Below are 21,774 nucleotides of genomic sequence, written 5' to 3'. Positions count from 1 at the left end.
AGAGGCAGGTGCCATGCGGGAAATATTACGCTTTTTCGTCCGCGCTGGTCACAGCATAACTGCCGATTGCAGAAACCACAAACGCAATGGCTGCGCAGATCAGGAAGCCCCAGAAGCTGATATCCAGACCTGCGGGGTTGATCATGGACGGGATACGGAAGATGCCGTCACCGCCCCAAGTGTAGAACTTGATGCCCAGGATACCACCGATGACACCGGCAACGCCGCCACCCACGAAGGCGCAGATAAACCGCTTGAAGTTGGTCAGGGCCACGGTATAGATGACCGGCTCGGTGATGCCGCACAGCGCAGAAGCCATGGTGCCGAATGCCGTTGCGCGGGTCTCACCATCCTTCACCTTGAGTGCGTAGCCCAGAGCCACACCAGCCAGTGCCCAGACGGTCAGGCCCAAGATGGCGTTGACCGGGCAGTAACCCAGGGTGGTAAGGTTGTTGAGGATGATGGGGAGCATGGCTGAATGGACACCCATCATGACGAACAGCTGCCAGAACGCGCCCAGAACACCGCCGCAGACCACAGGCACCGCATTGTACAGCGCGTTGACACCGGTAGCCAGAGCATTGGAAACGCCTGCCATGACCGGGCCGACCACCAGCAGGGTGAGCGGCAGCGTGATGACCAGCACCACAGTCGGCACGAACATCAATTGCAGCATCTGCGGGATGATCTTTTTCGCAGCCTTTTCGATCCAGCTTGCCACAAAGACGGCCAGCAGGATGGGCAGCATGGTCTGGGAGTAATCCAGCATCGTGACCTTGAGGCCGAAGAAGGTAAGCGTTTCCTCCGCGCCCACGAAAGCAGCCAGCTTCGGGTACAGCATCGCTGCGCCGATGACAGCAGCGGTATAAGGATTCATGCCAAAGACCTTGCCGGCCGAGAAACCGACGATGATGGGCATAAAGTACATCAGCGCATCGGCCGCTGCATACAGGATCAGGTAAATGCCGTTGTCACTGGTGAGCACACCGAAGGTGGTCAGGATGGTCAGAACGCCCTTGATGATACCACCGGCGGCCATGGGTGCGATCATGGGCAGGATGCAGCCGGAAATGGCCTTGAAGAACTTGTTGAAGAAGCTGTCCTTCTTGACCACACGCATGCTTTCGGCCTTGGCCTTGCCGGCAGCCATGGCATCCTCCGTCAGGCCCAGCTTTGCCTTGACGACGGGGCACAGGTCAGAGACATAAGTACCGATGGGGATCTGGTACTGTCCTGCACCGTGCACAACGCTCATCACGCCTTTGATTTTTTTGACCTCGTCATCCTTGACGATGCTCTCGTCTGCCAGCACAAAGCGCAGACGGGTCATGCAGTTCGTCACACTGACAATGTTCTCTTTGCCGCCGACTGCCGCGATCAGCTCATCGGCAAATTGATCGTAGTCTTTTCTTGCCATGATCTTGTTCTCCTTCTCTTTGACATCTTCCAAAATACGCACAAAAACTTGACACAGCTGGCATTTCATTGTATGCTTGTGTCCAAATCGTACCTGTATTGTACCGTATCCGGCACGGTGTCACAATCTCAAAAGCAAACTCCGGTGCTGACAAAATCAAACTTTTCGTCGAACGATACTGGCAAAGTTTAAGACACTCACTGACAAAATCAAACCTTTTGGGAGGTATCTGCCATGCTGGCGCGTGAGGCATTCCGGGAAATGCTCTTTCTCCTCAGTGAAAAAGAACTGCACTACCGGGAGCACCCGGAGGATTCTCTGATCTATTTCAAAAATTTCCGGTATGAGGGCGAAGCGACTGTTGTGACGGGTGCGGACAACAGCGATGAGATCCTGTTTTTTCCGTCCCCTAAAAAACAGGCGGCCTCCAATCTGCATGGTGTGATCTCCCCAAAAATTGCGCCCCGCGTGCTGGAGGGAGGCAATCTGGCCTTTAACAAGCAGACCCGTTTTGGCATGGTGCCGCTGCACCGCCACAACTACATTGAAATGAACTATGTGTACTCCGGCACCTGCGTGCAAGAGATCAACGGCCAGACGGTTGAGATGTACACCGGCGATGTGACCATTCTGGACCGGGATGTGGTGCACCGGGTGTTGCCCACCGGCGAAAACGACATCCTGCTCAACTGCCTGATGGGGCAGAATTATTTCAAGGCAAGCTTCATCGAGCGGCTTGCCGCCAGTGGAGCGGTGCCGCGGTTTCTTTCCAATGCGCTGAACGAGCGCAACGATCACGACCATTATCTGCTGTTTCATACGGAGCGGTCGTATATTTTCCGGGATCTGTTTGAGTGTGTGTTCTGCGAATATCTGGACCCTACCACCTGCACGGCGGGTGCGGTGGAGAATTATATGAGCCTGATCTTCATCGAGCTGGCACGCTGCTATCAGGGCAATCAGGAACACGAATACCACAAATCCAACAAGAACTATCTCACCGAAGTGCTGCAATACATGGATGACCACTGCATCGACTGCACACTGGAAAGCACCGCAGCGCATTTTGGCTTCCACCCCAATTACCTTTCTCGCATGGTCAAGGAGGGCACCGGCAGTGCCTTCAAGGATCTGGTATCGGATGGGCGGCTGTCCCGCGCCGCCTTCCTGCTGTTGACCACCGAAGCACCTATTAGTCAGATCGCCAACCAGTGTGGCTATTCCAACCAGAACTTCTTTTATAAAAAGTTTCAGGTGCGCTACGGCTGTACGCCAGCTGTATATCGTGCCACTGGCGGTGCCCTGGCAGAAGATATACGTTGAAAAGCAGAACAGTTTTTTATCCGAAACATAGACTTGAAATTTCAGTATGAATGGGTAAAAACTTATGGAAGTGTCCGCTATGCTGAAAGCTTCCAATTTTTTCTATAAGTCCTACTATTATTGCTTTACCACAATAAAATACTCAAAACCATCTTGACGCACCTTGCAAACCATGATACCCTTTGTCACAAATCACATTATCGCAAGATAAGAAATTGGCTCAACCGAAACTTCATATTTGCGATATGCAAGCCAACGATGTTGCCGATGCATTGAAAAGTTGGCTTGCTATGAAAAGTGGTGGTTCTCACCGTGATAACCACCACTTTCAGTGAGTGATTGCCCCCAAAAGAACGTACCGCCCCACAACACACCCGATCGTTTTGCCGCCGTTTCACCCGACAAAATCCTTCGCCTGTACTGCGTGGGCGGTCTTTTTCTTTTCCGGGGAAGCTTGTACCTTGAAAATTTCATGAGCCGTCCGAATGTGATACCGGCTTTCCGGCCAACGCCGCTGCAAAACAGGGGCAGGAACTTCGTTCGGGTCAAACGGCGATCAACATACACGAGCAGCGGAACTCTCTACTTATTTTTGTGTCTTAACAATTCGGAAACAATTTTCGGAAATACGTTTTGAGCGCAGCGGTGGAGGGCAAGAACCGTCCCGTGGCCACAAATTTTCAATTCTTGAAAATGTTGTGCTCCATCGGGACTTCACTTCTTCAATGCATCTGCATTTCCGAAGTGATCTTGTTGGGGCGTGCCTGCCCCAAACCCTGCTCATATTCGCACCTTGCGGTGCGAAAGAACGGCGTGTCGTGCTTACATAGCTTCACCGAGAAGCTAGCAAGACGACAGGAGGTTCAATGAACAAAAGCACGACCCACCGCCACGACACGCCGAACAACAAAACGCACATCATCAAGTTCCGTGTGACGGAAACTGAAAAGTTGGAACTTGAAAATACCGCAAAACTCCTTCATCTCTCCCTGTCCACTCTCATCCGCCGTGCGCTGCACAGTGCAAAGATCGAGCGCACGGTTGTCGTTGCCGGCGGCGGAGAAGAAACCCTGAACGCCGTTTCCACTCTGCTTGCCCAGTGCGGCAAGGTGGGCGGAAACCTGAACCAACTCGCACGACACTTCAACTCCGGTGGAGCAGATACCGAACAACTCCGGGCGAAACTTCTTGACGAACTTACAGACCTGACTGCCTTCCGGCTCAACGCCGAGAAAATTCTTGGTGAACTGTATGGCAACGCTCAAGCATATCGCCTCTAAGAATTCGGACTACTCCGCCATCGAAGCGTACCTGATTTACCAGCACGATGAGTTCACCGGGAAGCAGCTTCTTGATCAACAAGGCAGGCCCATGCTGCGGGATTCGTACATTCTGGATACGCTTGAATGCGGCGATTTCTCGTTTGCAACGGCCTGCCTGCTGGCAAACCGAAAGTACAACAAGAACAACCACCCCGATGATATTAAGAGCCACCAGTATATCATCAGCTTTGACCCCAGAGATGCAGCCGACAACGGCTTGACCATGGAAAAAGCACAGGCTCTCGGCCTGAACTTCTGTAAAGCAAACTTTCCCGGTCATCCTGCCATCGTCTGCACCCACCCGGATGGGCATAACCATTCGGGAAATATCCATGTCCACATCGTGATCGGCAGCATCCGCACACGAGAAGTGGAACGCAAGCCCTATATGCAGAAGCCTCGTGACTGGCGTGAGGGCATGAAGCACTCCAGCACAGCCCAGACCATGCGGCACCTGCGTGTCGCAGTCACGGAAATGTGCGAATGCGCTGACCTGCACCAGATCAACCTACTGGAAGCACAAGGCAACCGTGTTTCTGAACGGGAATACTGGGCGCGGCGGCGTGGACAGAAACGGCTTGACCAAGCCAACGCACGACTGATCGTAGCGGGGCAGAAGCCTAAACAGACTGTCTACCAGACGGAACTGGAAACGCTGCGAAAGCAAATCGACTCTGTTCTGAAGAAGGCTACCACCTTCGAGGAATTTTCTGCATTGCTCATGCAGGAACACGGCGTTGCCGTGAAAGAGAGCCGAGGGCGATTGAGCTACTGCCCGCCCAATCGGGTAAAGTTCATCACCGCCCGGAAGCTGAGCAAGAAGTTTGAGAAAAAGCAGGTGCTCGCCGCACTCGCTCAGAACATCCGGCTTGCCCCGACCATCCAGCCTATCGCAACAGACAAGCCCGACAGGATTCAGAAACTGGTGGACATTCAGGCGAAGCTGAAGCAGGGCAAGAGCATTGGCTACGAGCGTTGGGCGAAGAAGCATAACCTCAAAGCCATGGCCCAGACCTTGATTCTCTTGCAGGAGAAAGGTCTGCTCAACGAGGGCGCACTTGACCAGCGCATTGATGAACTGCAAACGCAGTACGACAGTGCAAAGGAAGTCGTGCTCGACCTCGAAACCCGCATGGCAGACAATCAGAAGCTGCGCAGCTACGCTGCTGCCTACAAGCAGTATCGACCGCTTACGCAGAAACGGAACGCTGTCAAATCCCCCGCAGCCTTTGAAGATCAGTACCGTGCAGAACTGACAGCATACCGGGCGGCAGCAGCCTATCTCAAGGCAAACAACATCACCTGCCTGCCCAGCCCGAACAAGTTGGAAGCGGAATACTGCGCGCTTGCCTCCGAAAAGGCCCAGTTTTATGAGCAGTACAAGGAAGCCAAGTCCGAGCTGCTCAAACTGAAAGACGCAAAACAGAATGTTGCCCTGTTCTTCCGGGAGGAAAAACAGACGCAGCATCACGAGAGATAAGGAGTGTGCGTATGATCAATCTGAAAATCGACCCGGAGTTCCAGAATCAGATTCCGCCGCTGACGGACGATGAGTACAAGCAGCTTGAAGAAAACATCCTCAAGGAAGGCAAGCTGCTTTCTCCTTTGAGCGTCTGGGAAAACACCCTCGTTGACGGCCACAACCGTTATGCCATCCTCCAGAAGCACCCGGAGATTTACTTCTCCACCATGCCGCTCCGATTTGAAAGCAGAGAAGAAGTCCTCGCATGGATCTGCAAAAATCAGTTGGGGCGGCGCAACTTGAGTCCCGAACAGAAGCGTTATCTGATTGGCAAACAGTACGAAGCCGAGAAGAAAGCTGCAAAAATCTTTCGGGGCAACCAGTACACTTTAGCAAAGAAAAGTGGTGGTGCTCACGATGATAACCACCACTCCGGGAAGAAAACCTGCGACCGGATCGCAGAGGAAAACGGTGTCAGCCGTGCCTCTGTTCTCCGTGCCAGCCACTATACACGGGGCATCGACATCGCAGATACGCTTTCTCCCGGCATCAAGCAGAAAGTCTTTTCCGGCGAAGTAAAGTTCACGAACGAAGAAATGTCCAAGCTCGTGCAGGCAAGTGCCGAGCATCGTTTAGATGTTCTTGCTCAAATCCTGCATCCAGAGGCATTGGAAGTACTGGAATCTGCCAGCGCAGAGTTTGAACCTGAAAAAGCGGAACCTGTTTCCATGCCCACACCACAAACAGAAGAATTCCGGTGCTATCATGTACCGGACGAGTTTATGAAGGTTTACAAGTCCTTGAGCCGCGCGACCGAAATGATGAAAAACTCATGGAAGAAAACGCTCAAAAACAATCCCAGTTATTTCACTGACCCGGAAAAGCAGAAGGTTCTCCGCTTCGCAATGCAGAGGCCTGCTAACTATCTGACTGAAATCGAAACCTATCTGGAAAAGGCTCTTGCAGAAGCCCTTGAAGAAGAAAAGACCGCATAACGGAAGGCACTTATACGTCACCAACAAATCCACCAAAAGCAAGTGCAGGGTAGAAAACTTCCGCCCCTTGCGCCTGATATAACATGTAATCCTGATTTTCCCGCCCGACTTCGCCGCAGTGGGACGATCAGAGGAGTGTGCGTTTGAACAAGAAGAAAAAATCCACAAATCTTTCCCCGTATCCCGATGAAGCCATCGAACGTCTGGCACGGGCATTCTACCCGGCAATCCTTGCCTGCTGGAACAGCGAGGAAGGTCAACGGGAGTTTGCTGCATGGCAGGCGGAACAGGCTCATATTGCAACCAAAGAAAAACAGGAAGTTCCCGTCGGGGAACTCCCTGCCTTACTTATCGTGTGTGGATTTTTCAGGGTGCGTCCGGGTGGACGCGCCCTGTTTTTGTGTTTAGTCCTCTAATCCGTGGCTTCCCGCCACGTTCTTCAAATATTCCCCCGGTTCGCCGTTCAGAATCAGCTCAGCATACGCCAGCGGGTCATTATAGATGAGGTAGTCCAGTTCAGACCGCTGCGCAATGGTAACATCCAGCGCATCTTCGACCCCGGTGCAGTCGATGGAAATTTTTCTGCCATCCCGGAGCAGCAGCTTCACACAGCCAGTATCCATGTTGAACGAACAGGCTCTTGCATCGTACTTCATAATCGTGTCCTCCTGAAATCAGTGTTTGATTTGTTTCGGTCAATCTATGATTTCGGATTTCAGCTTCTGTCGGAAACCTCTATTGAACTTTCCGAAGAAAACAAAAAATCCGACCCCATCTCCTATCGGAAACAAGTTCGGATTATTTTTGTCTGGTCGGAGTGGCGAGACTCGAACTCGCGGCCTCCTGCTCCCAAAGCAGGCGCGCTACCAACTGCGCAACACCCCGGCATCCGGCGGCACTGCTGCACCGCCGGAATATAGTATATCGTTTTTGGAGCGGTTCGTCAATAGCGGCGTGGCCCTGCCGTGCCTTTAATTAAAGGAGCGGAAGCCCTTGCCGATGATCTCGCTGGAATTGACGATGGTGATAAAGCTCCGGGGGTCGTTCTCCCGCAGGAAGTTGCGCAGCTGCAGGGCCTGACGGCGGGTCAGCACCGTCACCAGCACGCTCAGCTCGTGGTGGGTGTAAGCGCCGTAAGCCTTTTCCACGGTAGCGGAACGGTTCATTTCCTTGATGATGAAGTCCAGAATGGGCTGCGGGTTGGACGTCACGATGGTGCACACCTTGCGCAGGCGGATGTTCTCGATGGCACCGTCCACCACAAAGCTCTTGCCGATCAGGCCAAGGATGCAGTAAAGGCCGGTGCCCATGCCGAACCGCCATGCCGCCGCCAGCACAATGAGGATATCGCTGACCATCAGGGCTTTGCCGATCTCCATAGAGGTATATTTTGCCAGAATCAGGGCCACAATATCCGTACCGCCGGTGGATGCACCGATGTCGAACACGATCGCCGCACCCAGAGCCGGCAGGAACACGGCGAACACCAGATCCAGCATGGCATCACCGCTCATGGAAACGTTGACGGGATAGAGCCACTCGCACACCGACACAAAAAAGGACAGCGCAAAGGAAGAATAGATCGTCCAGCCCATGGTCTTGATGCCCAGAAAGACAAAGCCCAGCACCACCAGAATCAGGTTGATGATCCACATAAAGCCGCCCACGTTGATCTTAGGGAACAGGTCTGCCAGCAGAATGGACAGGCCCGAGGTGCCGCCAAATGCAAAATGATTGGGATTTTTAAAGTAAACGATGCCGACCGCCGTCAGGATCAGGCCGAGATTCAGCTCGCCGAAGAAATTTAAATTCTTCAGCATATTTTTCCTGCTGAACGCTTCTTTTAAACTGTTCATGGGGTTCCTCCTATTTTAAACACGGCAAAATGCGCTGTATGCCATGCAAAAATATACTCTCCTTGCACGGCGGTGTCAAGGGATAGGGAAAAAGTTGTGGGAAACAACATGAATTGGGGATTTTTCGGATGGGAGAACTCCTTCAGTCAAAGCCTGACGGCTTTGCCAGCTCCCTCGGGGAGGGAGCCTTTGGCAAAGAGGAAAAGCTTTACCGTACTGCCAAGGGCCCCATCTCTGAGGGGGCTGGCACCGAAGGTGACTGGAGGAGTTAAGCTCCCCCTCTCGGGGGAGCTGGCGAGCGTATGCGAGACTGAGAGGGTTTTCTCTTGAAGAAATCGGCAGAATAGTGTATTATATAGTATTATGGAATATATAGGCACTTTGTGCCTTTGACAGGGGGAAAACACATGGCAGATAAAAACTTTCTGACCGACATCATCGACGCGGATCTGGCCGAGGGCAAGATCAGCGAGATCCATACCCGCTTCCCGCCCGAGCCCAACGGCTACCTGCACATTGGCAGTGCCAAGGCCATCTACATCAACTGGTCCATTGCAAACCAGTACGGCGGTAAGTTCAACCTGCGTCTGGACGACACCAACCCTGCCCGCGAGGGTGAGGAGTACGTGAACAGCATCATCGAGGATCTGCACTGGCTGGGTGCCGACCCCAACGGCGGCATCTTCTACGGCAGCGACTACTTTGATAAATGCTACGAGTATGCCGAAAAGCTCATCATGGAGGGCAAGGCCTACGTGGACGACCTGACCCGCGACGAAATGCGCGAGTACCGCGGTGCCGATGCCGGCAAGCCTTCCCGTCCCTCTCCGTGGCGCGACCGCACCCCGGAAGAGAATCTTGACCTGTTCCGCCGGATGCGTGCCGGTGAGTTCCAGGAGGGCGAAAAGACCCTGCGTGCCAAGATCGATCTGGCCAGCCCCAACATGAACATGCGTGACCCGGCTATCTACCGCATCAAGTACGCCGAGCATCACCGTCAGGGCAGCAAGTGGTGCATCTACCCGATGTACGACTTCGCACACCCCATTCAGGATGCCATTGAGGGCATCACCCACAGCATGTGCAGTCTGGAGTTCGAGAACCACCGTCCGCTGTACAACTGGGTCATCGAGAACATTTTCGGCACTGCCTTCCCCAAGCAGCGCGAGTTTGCACGCCTGAACATGACCAACACCGTCATGAGCAAGCGCTACCTGCGTGAGCTGGTGGAAATGGGCATTGTGGACGGCTGGGACGACCCCCGTATGCCCACCCTGTGCGGCCTGCGCCGCCGCGGCTACACCCCCACCTCCATCTTCACCTTCGTGCGGGAGGCCGGCATTTCTAAATCCGACAACCTGATCGACATGCGCCAGCTGGAAGCCTGCATCCGCAGCGAGCTGGACCTGACCGCTCAGCGCCGCATTGCCGTGCTGGACCCCGTAAAGCTGATCGTAGACAACTACCCGGAGGACAAGACCGAGTACTTTGATGTAGCCAACAACCCCAACCGCGAAGCCAACGATACCACCACCCGCAAGGTGGCCTTTACCAAAGAGCTGTGGATCGAGAATGAGGACTTTGCCGAGGTGCCGCCTCCCAAGTTCAAGCGCCTGACCATTGGCGGTGAGGTGCGTCTGATGGGCGCTTACATCGTCAAGTGCACCGGCGTGGAGAAGAATGCCGACGGCAGCATTGCCGCCATCCACTGCACCGCCGACCTCGAGACCGGCAACGGCAATCCCGCCGACGGCCGCAAGGTCAAGGGCACCATCCATTGGGTGAGTGCCGCCCATGCCGTGGATGCCGAGGTGCGTCTGTACGACAAGCTGTTCACCGAGGCCAACATGAACGCCATCCCCGAGGGCAGCGATTACAAGGACTACCTGAACCCGGAAAGCGTTGTTGTGTGCAAGGGCTGCAAGCTGGAAGAAAGCCTGAAGGACGCAAAGCCCGGTGAGAAGTTCCAGTTCGTGCGCACCGGCTTCTTTACCCCGGACTCCAAGAACCCCGGCGTTTACAACCGCGTCGTCACCCTGCGCGACAGTTTCAAACCCGCAAAGTAAAAAATATATCACGTCAAAAGGGAGCATTTGATCTTTTATGAAGAAACTCACCCGGAATGTTATCATCATGGCTGTTGTCACTGTCATTATGGCGGTTGTGCTCGGCCTGTACATCAAGAACACCGGCACTGTGCCCGCTGCCGACAACGCCGCCAGCCTGACGGATGGCATCTATACGTCCAGCGCTCAGGGCTGCCTGAGTGATGTGACCGTGACCGTCACCGTCACCGGCGGCCGGGTGACCGGTGTGGAGATCGATGCATCCGGCGAGACTCCCGAACTGGGCGGCACCGCTGCTGAAACTCTGGCAGACCAGCTGACCAAGGCCGGTTCCACCAGCGGTGTGGACGCTGTTGCCGGTGCTACCATGACCAGCGACGCTGTGTTCACCGCCATGGACGACTGCCTGAGTCAGGCAGAGTAAAGACCCGAAAGACCGGCATGGCTCACAGCTCTGCCGGTCTTCTTTCTTAAAATACAGCACAAGGAGAGGGAACATTATGGGCGTATTATCCAATCTGGAACCAGCTTCGGTTTTTTATTACTTTGAGGAGATCTGCAGCATTCCGCACACCTCCCACCACGAAAAGGCACTGAGCGACTACTGCGTGCAGTTCGCCAAGGCCCACGGCCTTGCCTGCCGTCAGGACGAGATGGGCAATGTGCTCATCAAGGCACCGGCCACACCCGGATACGAGAAGGAGCCGGGCCTGATCCTGCAGGGCCATCTGGACATGGTGGGCGACAAGACCGCCGACTGCCCGCTGGATCTTGAGAAGGATGCCATCCATCCGGTCGTAGACGGCGGCTATGTGTGCGCCGAGGGCACGACCCTTGGCGGCGACGATGGCATTGCCGTGGCCTATGCGCTGGCTGTTCTGGACGCAAAGGACATTCCCCACCCTGCGCTGGAGGTCGTGCTGACCGTCTGCGAGGAGGTGGGCCTGCTGGGTGCATCTGCCATGGATTTTTCCGACCTTGAGGGCCGGATTCTGGTGAACATCGACTCCGAGGAAGAAGGAGTGCTGACCGCAGGCTGTGCAGGCGGACGCCGCGTTGAATGCCACCTGCCCATTGCCCGTGTTCCTGTGACCGGCACCGCCGTAAAGGCGGATGTGATCGGCCTTGTGGGCGGACACTCCGGCACCGAGATCCACAAGGGCCGTGCCAACGCCATCGCTCTGCTGGGGCGCTACCTGACCCTGCTGTCTGACCACGGTGCAGAGTACGCTGTGCTCACCCTCTCCGGCGGTGCAAAGGAAAACGTCATCCCGAAAGAAAGCAGCGTTACGCTGGTGCTGCCCGCCGGTATCACCGAAGCCGTGCGCGCTGCCGGGGCAGACTTTACCGCGCAGATGAAAGCAGAATTCGGCACTGCTGACCCGGGCATCCGCCTGCAGCTCACCGAGGAGGGCTGCGGCGAATACGATGCACTGGATGCGAACTCCGCCGAGCGCCTGCGCAAGGCCCTGCTGCTGATGCCATGGGGCGTGCAGGCCATGAGCATGGATGTGCCGGGCCTTGTGGAGACCTCGCTGAATCTGGGCGTTGCCGAGATGGACGAGCAGGAAGCCATTCTGCGCTTTTCCATCCGCAGCTCGGTGCCCTCGGCGAAGGAGCTGCTGAGCTGCAAACTGCAGACCCTGACCGAGCTGCTGGGCGGCAGCGTGCGGTTCCACGGCGACTATCCCGCTTGGACCTACGCCCGCGAAAGCGCCCTGCGCGACCGCTGCGTAGCTGTGTACGAGGCACAGTACGGTGCAAAGCCCCAGATCGTTGCCATTCATGCGGGCCTGGAATGCGGTATCCTCTCGGGCAAGATCGAAGGGCTGGACTGCATCTCCTTCGGTCCGAACCTGCTGCACGTCCACACCCCCAACGAGCGCGCCGACATTGCATCGGTGGCCCGTGTGTGGGAATACCTGAAGGCTATTCTGGCTTACAAAGTATAAAACCCTCTCAGTCACAGCTTGCGCTGTGCCAGCTCCCCCGAAAGGGGGAGCTTTCTTTGTGCTGACTGTAAAGACGCAAAAAGCTCCCCCTTTCGGGGGAGCTGCTGAACGAAGTGAAGCTGAGAGGGTCAGTCCAAATACTTGATCTTGCCCGGCTCAATGCCCTTGATGCCAAGGCCCGGCTCGTTGGAAACAGTGATGTCTTTTTCGTTGAACACTGCACCGCCGAGGATGGGGTCCTCACTGCACAGCACGGGGCCGTCCAGATCCACGCGGGTGATGATCTGCTTTGCGCAGGCCAGATGCACGGCGGCATTCACGCTGATCTTGGCTTCCAGCATACAGCCGATCATGCACTCCACGCCGTACACCTCGGCAGCGGATGCGATCTTGAGGGCGTTGTACAGGCCGCCGCACTTCATCAGCTTGATGTTCACGAGGTCTGCGGCTCCCATCTGCATGATGGTCAGTGCGTCCTGCGGGGAGAACACGCTCTCGTCGGCCAGCACCGGCACATAGGAGCGCTCGGTAACATACTTCAGGCCTTCAAAATCGTGGGCCTTGACCGGCTGCTCCACGAATTCGAGATCAAGGCCCTTCTCCTGCATTCCGTTCAGGATGCGCACGGCTTCCTTGGGGGTCCAGCCCTGATTTGCGTCGATGCGGATGCAGGTCTCCTTGGGCACAGCACCGCGGATGGCGCTCAGGCGTGCAATATCCTTTTCCGGCTCCTTGCCCACCTTGACCTTCAGGCAGTCGTAGCCGCGGTCGATGGCGTTCAGGGCATCGCGCACCATCTCTTCGGGGTCGTTGACGCTGATGGTGATGTCGGTGACGATGGACTTCTTTGCGCCGCCCATCAGCTTGTACACAGGGATTTTGTACAGCTGGCCGTACAGATCCCACAGGGCCATATCCACAGCAGCCTTGGCGCTGGTGTTCTTCTGGATGCAGGCATTCAGTGCGATCATCAGGTCTTCAAAGTCGTCCACATCGCGGCCGATGATGGTCTTTGCGATATGGTCGCGGATGGCACCGATGATGGCACCGGTGGTGTCGCCGGTGATCACACCGGTGGGAGGTGCCTCACCATAACCCACAGCGCCGGTGTCGGTGTGGATCTCTACGATCACATCCTCCACGCTGCTGACCGAGCGCAGAGCCGTCTTAAAAGGCACGCGCAGCGGCACAGAGATCAAACCGAGACGTACTTCCGTGATTTTCATGCAAAAACCTACCCCTTTCGATAAAAAAATATTGCCAGATTATGAAATCTATGGTAGTATTGTATACGAAATTGTCGATATTGTAAAGACAATTGTCCGCAAAAAATTGCACAAAAAGAAAGGGGATTGGGTTCATGATCACAAACGGTTTCACCTACATCGCCGTGCTGGTGTTCATTGCCGCACTGCTGGTGTGGCTGCAACGCTACACGAAGTCGAAATTCTTCGACTATGCACCACCTATCGTTCTGCTGTACCTCATTACCATGATTCTCTGCACGCTGGGTGCATGGGACATGGAGGCCACCAAGCCTGCCTACTCCGTGCTGAAAAACAACCTGCTGTATGCAATGATCTTCCTGATGCTGCTGCGCTGCGACATCCGCAAGATCATCAAGCTGGGTCCCAAGATGCTGGGCGGCTTCTTTGCCGCTTCCGTCTCCATCTCGTTGGCCTTCATTGCCACCTTCGCCATCATGAAGGGGCCCCTTGGCGCCGAAGCATGGAAGGCACTGGGCGCTCTGTGCGGCAGCTGGATGGGCGGCTCCGGCAACATGATCGCCGTGCAGGCTGCGCTGGACATCGGCGAAGCTGACATGGCCTACGCACTGGTGGTGGACTCCATTGACTACTCCATCTGGGTCATGTTCCTGCTGTGGGCCATCAACCTTGCTCCCAAGTTCAACAAGTGGGTCAAGGCCGACACCACCACGCTGGATGAAGTGTCCCGCCGTCTGGAAGAGGACGCAAAGGGCAACGAGGATAAGGCCAGCTTTGTCAACCTGATCTTCCTGCTGGGTCTGGCTCTGGTGATCTCCGCCTTCGGTCAGGATATCGGCGCAGCCCTGAACGGCGCAATGCCCTTCCTGGACAAGGCCACCTGGACCGTCCTGCTCATCACGTTGTCCGGCCTGATCGGCGCTGTCACCCCCGTGGGCCGCATGGCAGGCAGCACCGAGCTGTCCAACCTGCTGCTGTACTCCGTGGTGGCATTGCTTGCCTCCCGCGCAAGCTTCCTGGAGCTGACCGATGCACCCGCATGGATCCTGGCAGGCTTTATGATCCTGGCCATCCACGGCATCATTCTGGTGCTGCTGGCAAAGATCTTCCATCTGGATATGTTCACCTGCGGTGTTGCATCTCTGGCAAACATCGGCGGTTCCGCATCCGCTCCCATTCTGGCTGGTGCCTACAGCGGCGCTCTGGTGCCTGTTGGCGTTTTGATGGCTCTGATGGGCTACGTCATTGGCACGGCAGGCGGCTTGATCACCGCAAATATCATGTCTCTGCTGGCATAACAAATACTGCAAAAAAGGGGCTGTTGCATGTGCAACAGCCCCTTTCTTATACGATTTTTTGCTTAGCCGCCCAGATATGCGCTGCGCACGCGCTCGTTGGTCAGCAGTTCGGCACCAGTGCCCTCCATGACTACACGGCCCGTCTCAAGGACATAGGCACGGTCTGCCACGGAAAGAGCCATCTGTGCGTTCTGCTCCACCAGCAGGATGGTCATGCCTTCCTTGTGCACGTTCTGGATGATGTCGAAGATCTCCTGCACCAGCAGCGGCGAAAGGCCCATGGAAGGCTCGTCCAGCATCAGCATGGAAGCGTTGCTCATCAGTGCACGGCCCATAGCCAGCATCTGCTGCTCGCCGCCGGACATGGTACCGGCCAGCTGCTTGCGGCGCTCCTTCAGGCGGGGGAACAGCTCAAACACCTTTTCCTTGTTGGGTGCAATGGTGGAAGCAGGCTGGGTGTATGCACCCATGTCCAGATTTTCTTCCACGGTCATGTGCAGGAACACATGACGGCCTTCCGGCACATGGGCAAGGCCCGCTTCCACGATCTTGTGGGCGCGCATGCCCTTGATGCTGCTGCCCTTGTACAGGATGTCGCCGGTCTTGGGCTTCAGCAGGCCGGAAATGGTCTTTAAGGTGGTGGATTTGCCAGCACCGTTGGCACCGATCAGGGTGACGATCTCGCCCTGATCCACCTCGAAGGAGATGTCCTTGACGGCGTGGATGTTGCCGTAATAGACGTTGATGTTATCAACTTTCAGTAACGTATCAGCCATGGCTTAGCCCTCCTTCTTGCCCAGATAGGCTTCGATGACCTGCGGGTTGTTGCGGATCTCATCCGGCGTGCCCTTGGCGATGATGCGGCCGAAGTTCAGCACGGCAATGCCCTCGCAGATGCCCATGACCAGGCTCATATCATGCTCGATCAGCAGCACGGCGATGTTGAACTCGTCGCGGATGCGGCGGATGGTCTCGGTCAGCTCCGCGGTCTCGGAGGGGTTCATACCGGCAGCAGGCTCGTCCAGCAGCAGCAGCTTCGGGCTGGTGGCCAGTGCACGCATGATCTCCAGACGGCGCTGTGCGCCGTAGGGCAGGCTGCCTGCCTGCACATTGGCGAGGTCTGCCATGTGGAAGATATCCAGCAGCTCCAGAGCACGCTCGGTGCACTTCTTTTCTTCCTTCCAGTAGTTGGGCAGGCGGATCAGGGAGGAGGCCAGATTGTACTTCATGGACTCGTGCAGGCCCACCTTGATGTTATCGATGACGCTCAGTTCCTTGAACAGGCGGATGTTCTGGAAGGTACGGGCCACGCCCATGCGGTTGACCTGATAGGTCTTTTTGCCGGCGGTAGGCATACCATCGATCAGGATGGAGCCGCGGGTGGGCTGGTAGACGTTGGTCAGCAGGTTGAACACGGTGGTCTTACCGGCACCGTTGGGGCCGATCAGACCGGTGATCTCGTTGCGGCCGATCATCAGGTTGAAGCCATCCACGGCGGTCAGACCGCCGAAGTCGATGCCCAGCTCACGCACGTCCAGAATGGGCTTTTTGTCCATGTCGCGGTCGGTCAAAAAGCCGCCGGAGGGCACACTGTGCAGCTTAGTCTGGTATTCACTCATGGTCTTTGCCCTCCTTTGCTTTCTTCTGGAACAGTTCGCCGTTCATGATCTTTTCCACAATGCGGCTCATGGAGAAGTCGTAGCTGCCAAGCAGGCCGCCCGGACGGAAGATCATCATGAGGACCAGCACCAGCGAGTAGACTACCATGCGGTAGCTGTCAAAGCTGCGGGTCGCCTCGGGCAGGATGGTAAGCACGGTCGCGGACAGGATGGAGCCCAGCATGGAGCCCATGCCGCCCAGAACCACCATGACCAGAATTTCGATGGACTTCATGAAGCCGAAGGTGGAGGGGTCCAGAACGCCCAGATAGCAGGCGTACAGGCCGCCGGCCAGACCGGCAAAGGCGGCGGAGAATGCAAAGGCCATGACCTTATAATAAGTAGTCTGGATGCCGCAGCTTTCGGCAGCGATCTCGTTATCGCGGATGGCCAGCACGGCACGGCCGTGGCGGCTCTTCATCATGGCGTGGATGGCAAAGCAGGTAATGACCACGCAGATGAACACATTGGCGAAGTTAGAATACTTGGGGATGTTCTTCAGGCCCTTGGCACCGTAGAACAGCTTGAAGCCCAGCACATCATCGATGTTGTTCAGGGTGATGCGGATGATCTCGCCAAAGCCCAGCGTCAGGATGGCCAGATAATCACCGGTCAGGCGCAGAGCAGGAATGCCGATCAGCACGCCGAACAGGCCCGCCACGATGCAGGCCAGCACCAGACCCACGACAAAAGCGACACCGGAGGGCAGATTGCTGTATTTCGTGAACAGGGCGCAGGTGTAAGCACCCACGGCCATGAAACCGGCGTGGCCCAGCGGCAGCTGGCCCAGATAACCGGTGGCAACGTTCAGCGAGACAGCCAGAATGATGTTGATGCCCACGGTGAGAAGCACCTTGTTCTGGTAGGTGGACAGCACGTTCTGGGTGAGGAAGGACAGGCCCACGAACAGCAGAGCCACCAGCACGGCGTTCATCAGGTAGCGCACGGGCATTTTGAGCGTTTTGCGTTTGGTATTCATCTTCATGCCCTCCTTACACCTTTTCCTGAACCTTGCGGCCAAGGAAGCCGGTGGGCTTGACCAGCAGCACGATGATCAGGATCGCAAACGTGACGGCATCCTTCCATGCGGAAAGGCCGATGGCGGAAACAAAGCACTCACACAGGCCGATGGCGATGCCGCCGATCATGGCACCGGGAATGGAGCCGATGCCGCCCAGAACGGCTGCAACGAAGGCCTTCAGGCCCAGCATGGAGCCCATGGTGGGGGTCGCCTGCGGGTAGCTGCAGCAGTACAGCACCGAGCCGATACCGGCCAGTGCGGAACCCACCGCAAAGGTAAAGGAAATGGTGCTGTTGACGTTAATGCCCATCAGGCGGGCAGCGTCCATATCCTCAGACACGGCACGCATGGCCTTGCCGAGCTTGGTCTTCTGCACAAGGAAGGTGAGCGCCAGCATGGACAGCACCGTGACCAGCAGGGTGATGACAGAGGTGAGGCCCAGCGGTACAGAGCCGATGCGGAAGGTCTGGTTGGTGTAGTAGGCCGGAATGACCTTTGCACCGGAACCAAGGATCAGCTCTGCAGTGTACTCCAGGAAGAAGGACACGCCGATTGCCGTGATCAGCAGGGAGATACGGGGTGCGTTGCGCAGCGGGGTGTAGGCGATCTTCTCGATCACAACGCCCAGCAGCGTGCAGGTGATGATGGTGGCGCACACAGCAGTGACCGGGCCAAGGCCCAGCTGATTCATCACGAACCAGGACATGTACGCACCAACCATAATGACATCGCCATGGGCAAAGTTCAGCAGCAGGATGATGCCGTACACCATGCTGTAACCCAGTGCGATCAGTGCATAGATGCTGCCAAGGGACAAGCCGTTGATCAGCTGGCTAAAAAACACTGTCATGGACTGATACTTCCTTTCTTTGCGGCGTTTGCACGCCTTTTGGGGAATGCACTTTTTTACCAAAAAAGCGGAGACGGCCGAGCAAAACCTGTTCCGGCGGTCTCCGCAATGGGTCTTTTATTTCTGAGTGCTGCCTTTATGCCGCACACCGGTGCGCAGAATCAAAGCAGATCAGAACATTTCCTTCAGAACGGGGGTTGCACCGTCGAAGCACAGGATAGCGGTCTGCTTGACGGGGTTGTGGTGCTCATCGAAGGTGAAGGTGCCGGTGATGCCATCGATGGTGCCGCCTGCGATAGCATCGATGACGGCCTGCTTATAGTCGTCATCACCGGCGGCCAGACCGGCATCCTCAGCAGCCTGAATGCCGTAGACAACGGTCATGGCAGCATCGTAGCCCAGAGGAGCGAAGCCGTTGGGGTACTCCTCACCGTACTCAGCCTTGTAGGCATCCTCAAAGTCGGGGTTGGAGCCCTTTGCGTAGTTTGCGCAGAAGTAGGCATCCTTCAGCTGGTCGGCAGTTGCGTAGCCTTCCAGACCATCCCAGCCGTCGCCGCCCAGGAAGGGAACTGCCAGACCGATGCTCTCAGCCTGAGCCAGGATCTGACCGACTTCCTGATAGTAGTTGGGGCAAAACACCACTTCGGGAGCCTTGCCCAGAATGGTGGTCAGCTGGGTCTTGTAGTCCACATCGCCCTCAGAGTAGGTCTCCTGATCGACGATGGTGCCGCCCAGGCTCTCGAACTCGTTGACGAAGTTCTCTGCCAGACCCTCGTTGTAGTCAGCGCCCTTCTGGAAGATGACGGCTGCCTTGGTGTAGCCCAACCGCTGGTAAGCGTAGTCAGCCATCTTGATGCCCTGGAACGGGTCGGTGAAGGTTGCGCGGAACACATTCTCGTTCACGGTGTCGGTCTCGGCATCGTAGGTGACAGCCTCAGCGGTAGCGGAAGCGGTGACCATGGGCATGTTGTAGTCTGCGCTCTCGGCAGCAAGTGCCAGAGTCGGGGTGGTGGTAACATCGCCCACCAGAGCGGTGATGCCCTGATCGCACATCTTGGTGAAGCAGGTAACAGCCTGAGTTGCATCGCCCTGCTCATCCATGGCGATGATCTCCAGCTGCTTGCCGTTGATGCCGCCCTTTTCGTTGACCTGCTTCAGGTACAGGGTAGCGCCGTTGACAACGGCCTGACCGTAAACGGAAACATCACCGGTCAGAGGTCCAAGAACGCCCACCTTGATGGTGTCGCCGGAAGCAGCGGCACCAGAAGCTGCGGTAGAGGCGGAAGCAGCAGTGCTGTTGGAAGAACCGCCGCATGCAGTCAGAACGCCGGCTGCAGCAACAACACCTGCAGCGGCCAAGAAATTACGACGAGAAATCATCTTTTTCATAGTGAATATCCTCCTTAGGAGCATTCGTGCTTCAGTATAAAAACGGAAGCAAGGCCCTCTTTCCCTCAAAGCGACCTTGCTTCGTTATCAATATTATAGACCTGTGAGCCAAAATCCGCAATTCACAAACCGTCCATACTTTCAGGGGCATTTTGTGGACTTTGTTGCCAAAATAGCCAAAAGCAGTGGGTCTGTTTTGTGCACTATTTCAATTGTTTCATTTTGTTTGTGTGTCAGGTGAACACAATTCACAAGTTGCAAAAGGGTTACAGGGTCTCCATTTCGGCATCTGCGGCGAACTCGGCCTCTGCACGTGCCTCGGCAGCTTTGCCCTCTGCTTCCGCTTCGGCCGGAGACTCTGCAAGGACCTTGCGGATGGCGGTGAAGTAGAACACCAGCGACAGGCCGGTGCCGATGCACCAGCCCACGGGCCATGCCATCCAGATGCCCGTGCTGCCCAGAGCAGTGCTGCTCAGCACAATGGCGATGCCCACGCGCAGGATCAGGTCGGAGAAGGTGGCGATCATAAAGCGCACCATCATGCCGCAGCCGCGCAGGATGCCGTCAGTGACCAGCTTGAGCGACACCACAAAATAGAAGGGAGACAGGATACGCAGGAACAGCATACCGGTGTCGATGGCCGGACCCTGCGGGTCATTCATGAACAGCAGCAGCAGGAAGCGGCCGAAGAAGAAGTACAGGAGCACGATGGGCACGCAGATGATCCACACCAGATTGCGGCCTGCGCCAAAGCCCTTGTGCACACGGTCCATCTTGCCCGCGCCCATGTTCTGGGAGGTGTAGTTGGAGATGCCGTTGCCCAGCGTGGTAAAGGAAGTGATGACCATGTTGTTCAGCTTGACGGCTGCAGAGTAGCCTGCAATGACGCTGGCACCAAAGGTGTTGATGACGCTCTGCAGGATGATGTTGCCCACAGAGACGAAGCTCTGCTGCAGGATGCTGGGGATAGCCACCACGGCCACCTTGCCCAGCATGTTCCAGGAGAACAGCACGACCTTGTTCTTGGATTTGAAGGCGCTGATGCGGCGGAACACCACCACCATGGCCAGCACGCAGCTCACACCCTGACACAGGAAGGTGGCCCATGCCACACCGGCTACGCCCATCTTGAGACCGGCCACGAACAGGATGTCCACGCCGATGTTGGACAGGGACGAGACTGCCAGAAAATAGAAGGGCGTTTTGCTGTCGCCCAGAGCGGAGAAGATGCCGGTGGCGATGTTGTAGAAGAACATGAAGGGCAGGCCCAGCACGTAGATATCCAGATACAGCGAAGAATCCGCAAGGATCTCCTCCGGGGTGTTGATGAGCTCCAGCAGGCTGTGGCAGCCCACAAGGCCGATCAGCATCAGCACGGCGCACAGCACGGCAGAGCCGATCAGGGAAGTGTAGACCGAAGTCTTCATCTCATCGTAGTCCTTTGCGCCAAAGTAGCGGGACACGATGACCGAGCAGCCAATGTTGCAGCCAAAGGCAAATGCAATGAAGATCAGGGTGATCTCGTAGCTGTTGCCCACAGCAGCCAGTGCATTCTCGCCGATGAACTTGCCTGCAACGAGGCTGTCGGCAATGTTGTACAGCTGCTGGAAGATGATGCTGCCGAACATGGGCAGGCAGAACTGCCACAAAACCTGTGACGGCTTGCCGACCGTCAGATCCTTATTCATATAGAAAATCCTCCTCTATCTACCATAAAGAAACATATTAGAACCAAAAACAGTATAGAGTCATCCTGACAAAAAGTAAAGAAAAATTTTAGTATATCTGCCATATGAAATTAATATGATAAGTATGATGCATCCCCGCTGCTGCCAGTGGGCAGACTGTAAAGACCAGCTGTTTCCTGCTTTGCCGGAATGTTCTGCCCCATCAGCTGCCGTTTTTTGCCCCTTAAAAAGTTTACATCCACAAACATGCG

The 21,774-nt window shown here is 55.9% G+C and carries 19 protein-coding genes and 1 tRNA gene; 9 read left to right on the top strand and 11 right to left on the bottom strand.

Features of this window, described 5'->3' with window-relative positions; genetic code table 11:
- Nucleotides 1-25: 25 nt before the first annotated feature.
- Nucleotides 26-1,417 (bottom strand): PTS transporter subunit EIIC, encoded by a 1,392-nt coding sequence (locus tag PXT33_RS13030; protein WP_274235687.1) that lies wholly within the window; start codon nt 1,415-1,417, stop codon nt 26-28.
- Between the two features lie 234 nt (nt 1,418-1,651).
- Between PXT33_RS13030 and PXT33_RS13025 the strand changes: the two genes are divergently transcribed.
- The 5 genes from PXT33_RS13025 (at nt 1,652) to PXT33_RS13005 (ending at nt 6,935) form a co-directional block, all read left to right on the top strand.
- Nucleotides 1,652-2,740: an AraC family transcriptional regulator gene (locus tag PXT33_RS13025; RefSeq protein ID WP_332376747.1), complete on the top strand. Its 1,089-nt coding sequence runs from the start codon at nt 1,652-1,654 to the stop codon at nt 2,738-2,740.
- Nucleotides 2,741-3,606: 866 nt separating this feature from the next.
- Entirely contained in the window at nt 3,607-4,020 is a 414-nt protein-coding gene (locus tag PXT33_RS13020; RefSeq protein WP_274235689.1) for a plasmid mobilization protein, read from the top strand.
- Complete coding sequence (locus PXT33_RS13015; RefSeq protein WP_154256252.1) at nt 3,992-5,542, top strand: relaxase/mobilization nuclease domain-containing protein; 1,551 nt, start codon at nt 3,992-3,994, stop codon at nt 5,540-5,542. The genes PXT33_RS13020 and PXT33_RS13015 overlap by 29 nt, the downstream gene beginning before the upstream one ends.
- Before the next feature lie 11 nt (nt 5,543-5,553).
- Entirely contained in the window at nt 5,554-6,519 is a 966-nt protein-coding gene (locus PXT33_RS13010; protein WP_332376746.1) for a hypothetical protein, read from the top strand.
- A 137-nt stretch (nt 6,520-6,656) separates the two neighbouring features.
- Nucleotides 6,657-6,935: a transposase gene (locus PXT33_RS13005; protein WP_274235691.1), complete on the top strand. Its 279-nt coding sequence runs from the start codon at nt 6,657-6,659 to the stop codon at nt 6,933-6,935.
- Here the strand turns inward: PXT33_RS13005 and PXT33_RS13000 are convergent.
- The 3 genes from PXT33_RS13000 to PXT33_RS12990 all read right to left on the bottom strand — a co-directional run bounded on the left by PXT33_RS13000 (nt 6,924) and on the right by PXT33_RS12990 (nt 8,339).
- Complete coding sequence (locus tag PXT33_RS13000; RefSeq protein ID WP_154256256.1) at nt 6,924-7,175, bottom strand: DUF6061 family protein; 252 nt, start codon at nt 7,173-7,175, stop codon at nt 6,924-6,926. The two genes, PXT33_RS13005 and PXT33_RS13000, sit on opposite strands and share 12 nt — an antisense overlap.
- A gap of 153 nt (nt 7,176-7,328) precedes the next feature.
- Nucleotides 7,329-7,404 (bottom strand) — tRNA-Pro (locus PXT33_RS12995).
- A gap of 86 nt (nt 7,405-7,490) precedes the next feature.
- Nucleotides 7,491-8,339, bottom strand: coding sequence for a YitT family protein (locus PXT33_RS12990; protein WP_243111908.1), 849 nt, complete (start codon nt 8,337-8,339; stop codon nt 7,491-7,493).
- Between the two features lie 443 nt (nt 8,340-8,782).
- Here PXT33_RS12990 and PXT33_RS12985 point away from each other — a divergent pair, with 443 nt between their 5' ends.
- From PXT33_RS12985 to PXT33_RS12975, 3 genes are all read left to right on the top strand, one after another.
- Nucleotides 8,783-10,441: a glutamine--tRNA ligase/YqeY domain fusion protein gene (locus tag PXT33_RS12985; RefSeq protein WP_005942643.1), complete on the top strand. Its 1,659-nt coding sequence runs from the start codon at nt 8,783-8,785 to the stop codon at nt 10,439-10,441.
- 37 nt (nt 10,442-10,478) lie between these two features.
- A complete protein-coding gene (locus tag PXT33_RS12980; RefSeq protein WP_332376745.1) occupies nt 10,479-10,865 on the top strand; it encodes an FMN-binding protein in 387 nt (128 codons plus the stop codon).
- 76 nt (nt 10,866-10,941) lie between these two features.
- Nucleotides 10,942-12,393: an aminoacyl-histidine dipeptidase gene (locus tag PXT33_RS12975; RefSeq protein WP_332376744.1), complete on the top strand. Its 1,452-nt coding sequence runs from the start codon at nt 10,942-10,944 to the stop codon at nt 12,391-12,393.
- Nucleotides 12,394-12,521: 128 nt separating this feature from the next.
- Here the strand turns inward: PXT33_RS12975 and PXT33_RS12970 are convergent, their stop codons facing one another.
- A complete protein-coding gene (locus tag PXT33_RS12970; protein WP_097774465.1) occupies nt 12,522-13,619 on the bottom strand; it encodes a dipeptide epimerase in 1,098 nt (365 codons plus the stop codon).
- Between the two features lie 134 nt (nt 13,620-13,753).
- Between PXT33_RS12970 and PXT33_RS12965 the strand changes: the two genes are divergently transcribed.
- The gene (locus tag PXT33_RS12965; RefSeq protein WP_332376743.1) at nt 13,754-14,917 is read left to right on the top strand and encodes a DUF819 family protein; all 1,164 of its coding nucleotides are present in this window, start codon (nt 13,754-13,756) and stop codon (nt 14,915-14,917) included.
- A 62-nt stretch (nt 14,918-14,979) separates the two neighbouring features.
- Here the strand turns inward: PXT33_RS12965 and PXT33_RS12960 are convergent, their stop codons facing one another.
- The 6 genes from PXT33_RS12960 to PXT33_RS12935 all read right to left on the bottom strand — a co-directional run bounded on the left by PXT33_RS12960 (nt 14,980) and on the right by PXT33_RS12935 (nt 21,523).
- On the bottom strand, nt 14,980-15,693 hold the full coding sequence (locus tag PXT33_RS12960) for an ABC transporter ATP-binding protein (protein WP_005942657.1): 714 nt from the start codon (nt 15,691-15,693) through the stop codon (nt 14,980-14,982).
- 3 nt (nt 15,694-15,696) lie between these two features.
- On the bottom strand, nt 15,697-16,536 hold the full coding sequence (locus PXT33_RS12955; protein WP_097774466.1) for an ABC transporter ATP-binding protein: 840 nt from the start codon (nt 16,534-16,536) through the stop codon (nt 15,697-15,699).
- The gene (locus tag PXT33_RS12950; RefSeq protein WP_097774467.1) at nt 16,529-17,554 is read right to left on the bottom strand and encodes a branched-chain amino acid ABC transporter permease; all 1,026 of its coding nucleotides are present in this window, start codon (nt 17,552-17,554) and stop codon (nt 16,529-16,531) included. The genes PXT33_RS12955 and PXT33_RS12950 overlap by 8 nt, the downstream gene beginning before the upstream one ends.
- A gap of 13 nt (nt 17,555-17,567) precedes the next feature.
- Nucleotides 17,568-18,446 carry a branched-chain amino acid ABC transporter permease gene (locus PXT33_RS12945; protein WP_097774468.1) on the bottom strand — a complete coding sequence of 293 codons (879 nt, stop codon included), beginning with the start codon at nt 18,444-18,446 and terminating at the stop codon, nt 17,568-17,570.
- A gap of 171 nt (nt 18,447-18,617) precedes the next feature.
- Complete coding sequence (locus PXT33_RS12940; RefSeq protein WP_097781300.1) at nt 18,618-19,835, bottom strand: ABC transporter substrate-binding protein; 1,218 nt, start codon at nt 19,833-19,835, stop codon at nt 18,618-18,620.
- A gap of 266 nt (nt 19,836-20,101) precedes the next feature.
- Nucleotides 20,102-21,523 (bottom strand): MATE family efflux transporter, encoded by a 1,422-nt coding sequence (locus tag PXT33_RS12935; RefSeq protein ID WP_332376742.1) that lies wholly within the window; start codon nt 21,521-21,523, stop codon nt 20,102-20,104.
- Nucleotides 21,524-21,774 lie beyond the last annotated feature (251 nt).

It is taken from the genome of Faecalibacterium taiwanense (assembly GCF_036632915.2).
In the GTDB taxonomy this organism is placed as follows: domain Bacteria; phylum Bacillota; class Clostridia; order Oscillospirales; family Ruminococcaceae; genus Faecalibacterium; species Faecalibacterium taiwanense.
This window is presented reverse-complemented; position numbering and strand designations above follow the sequence as displayed.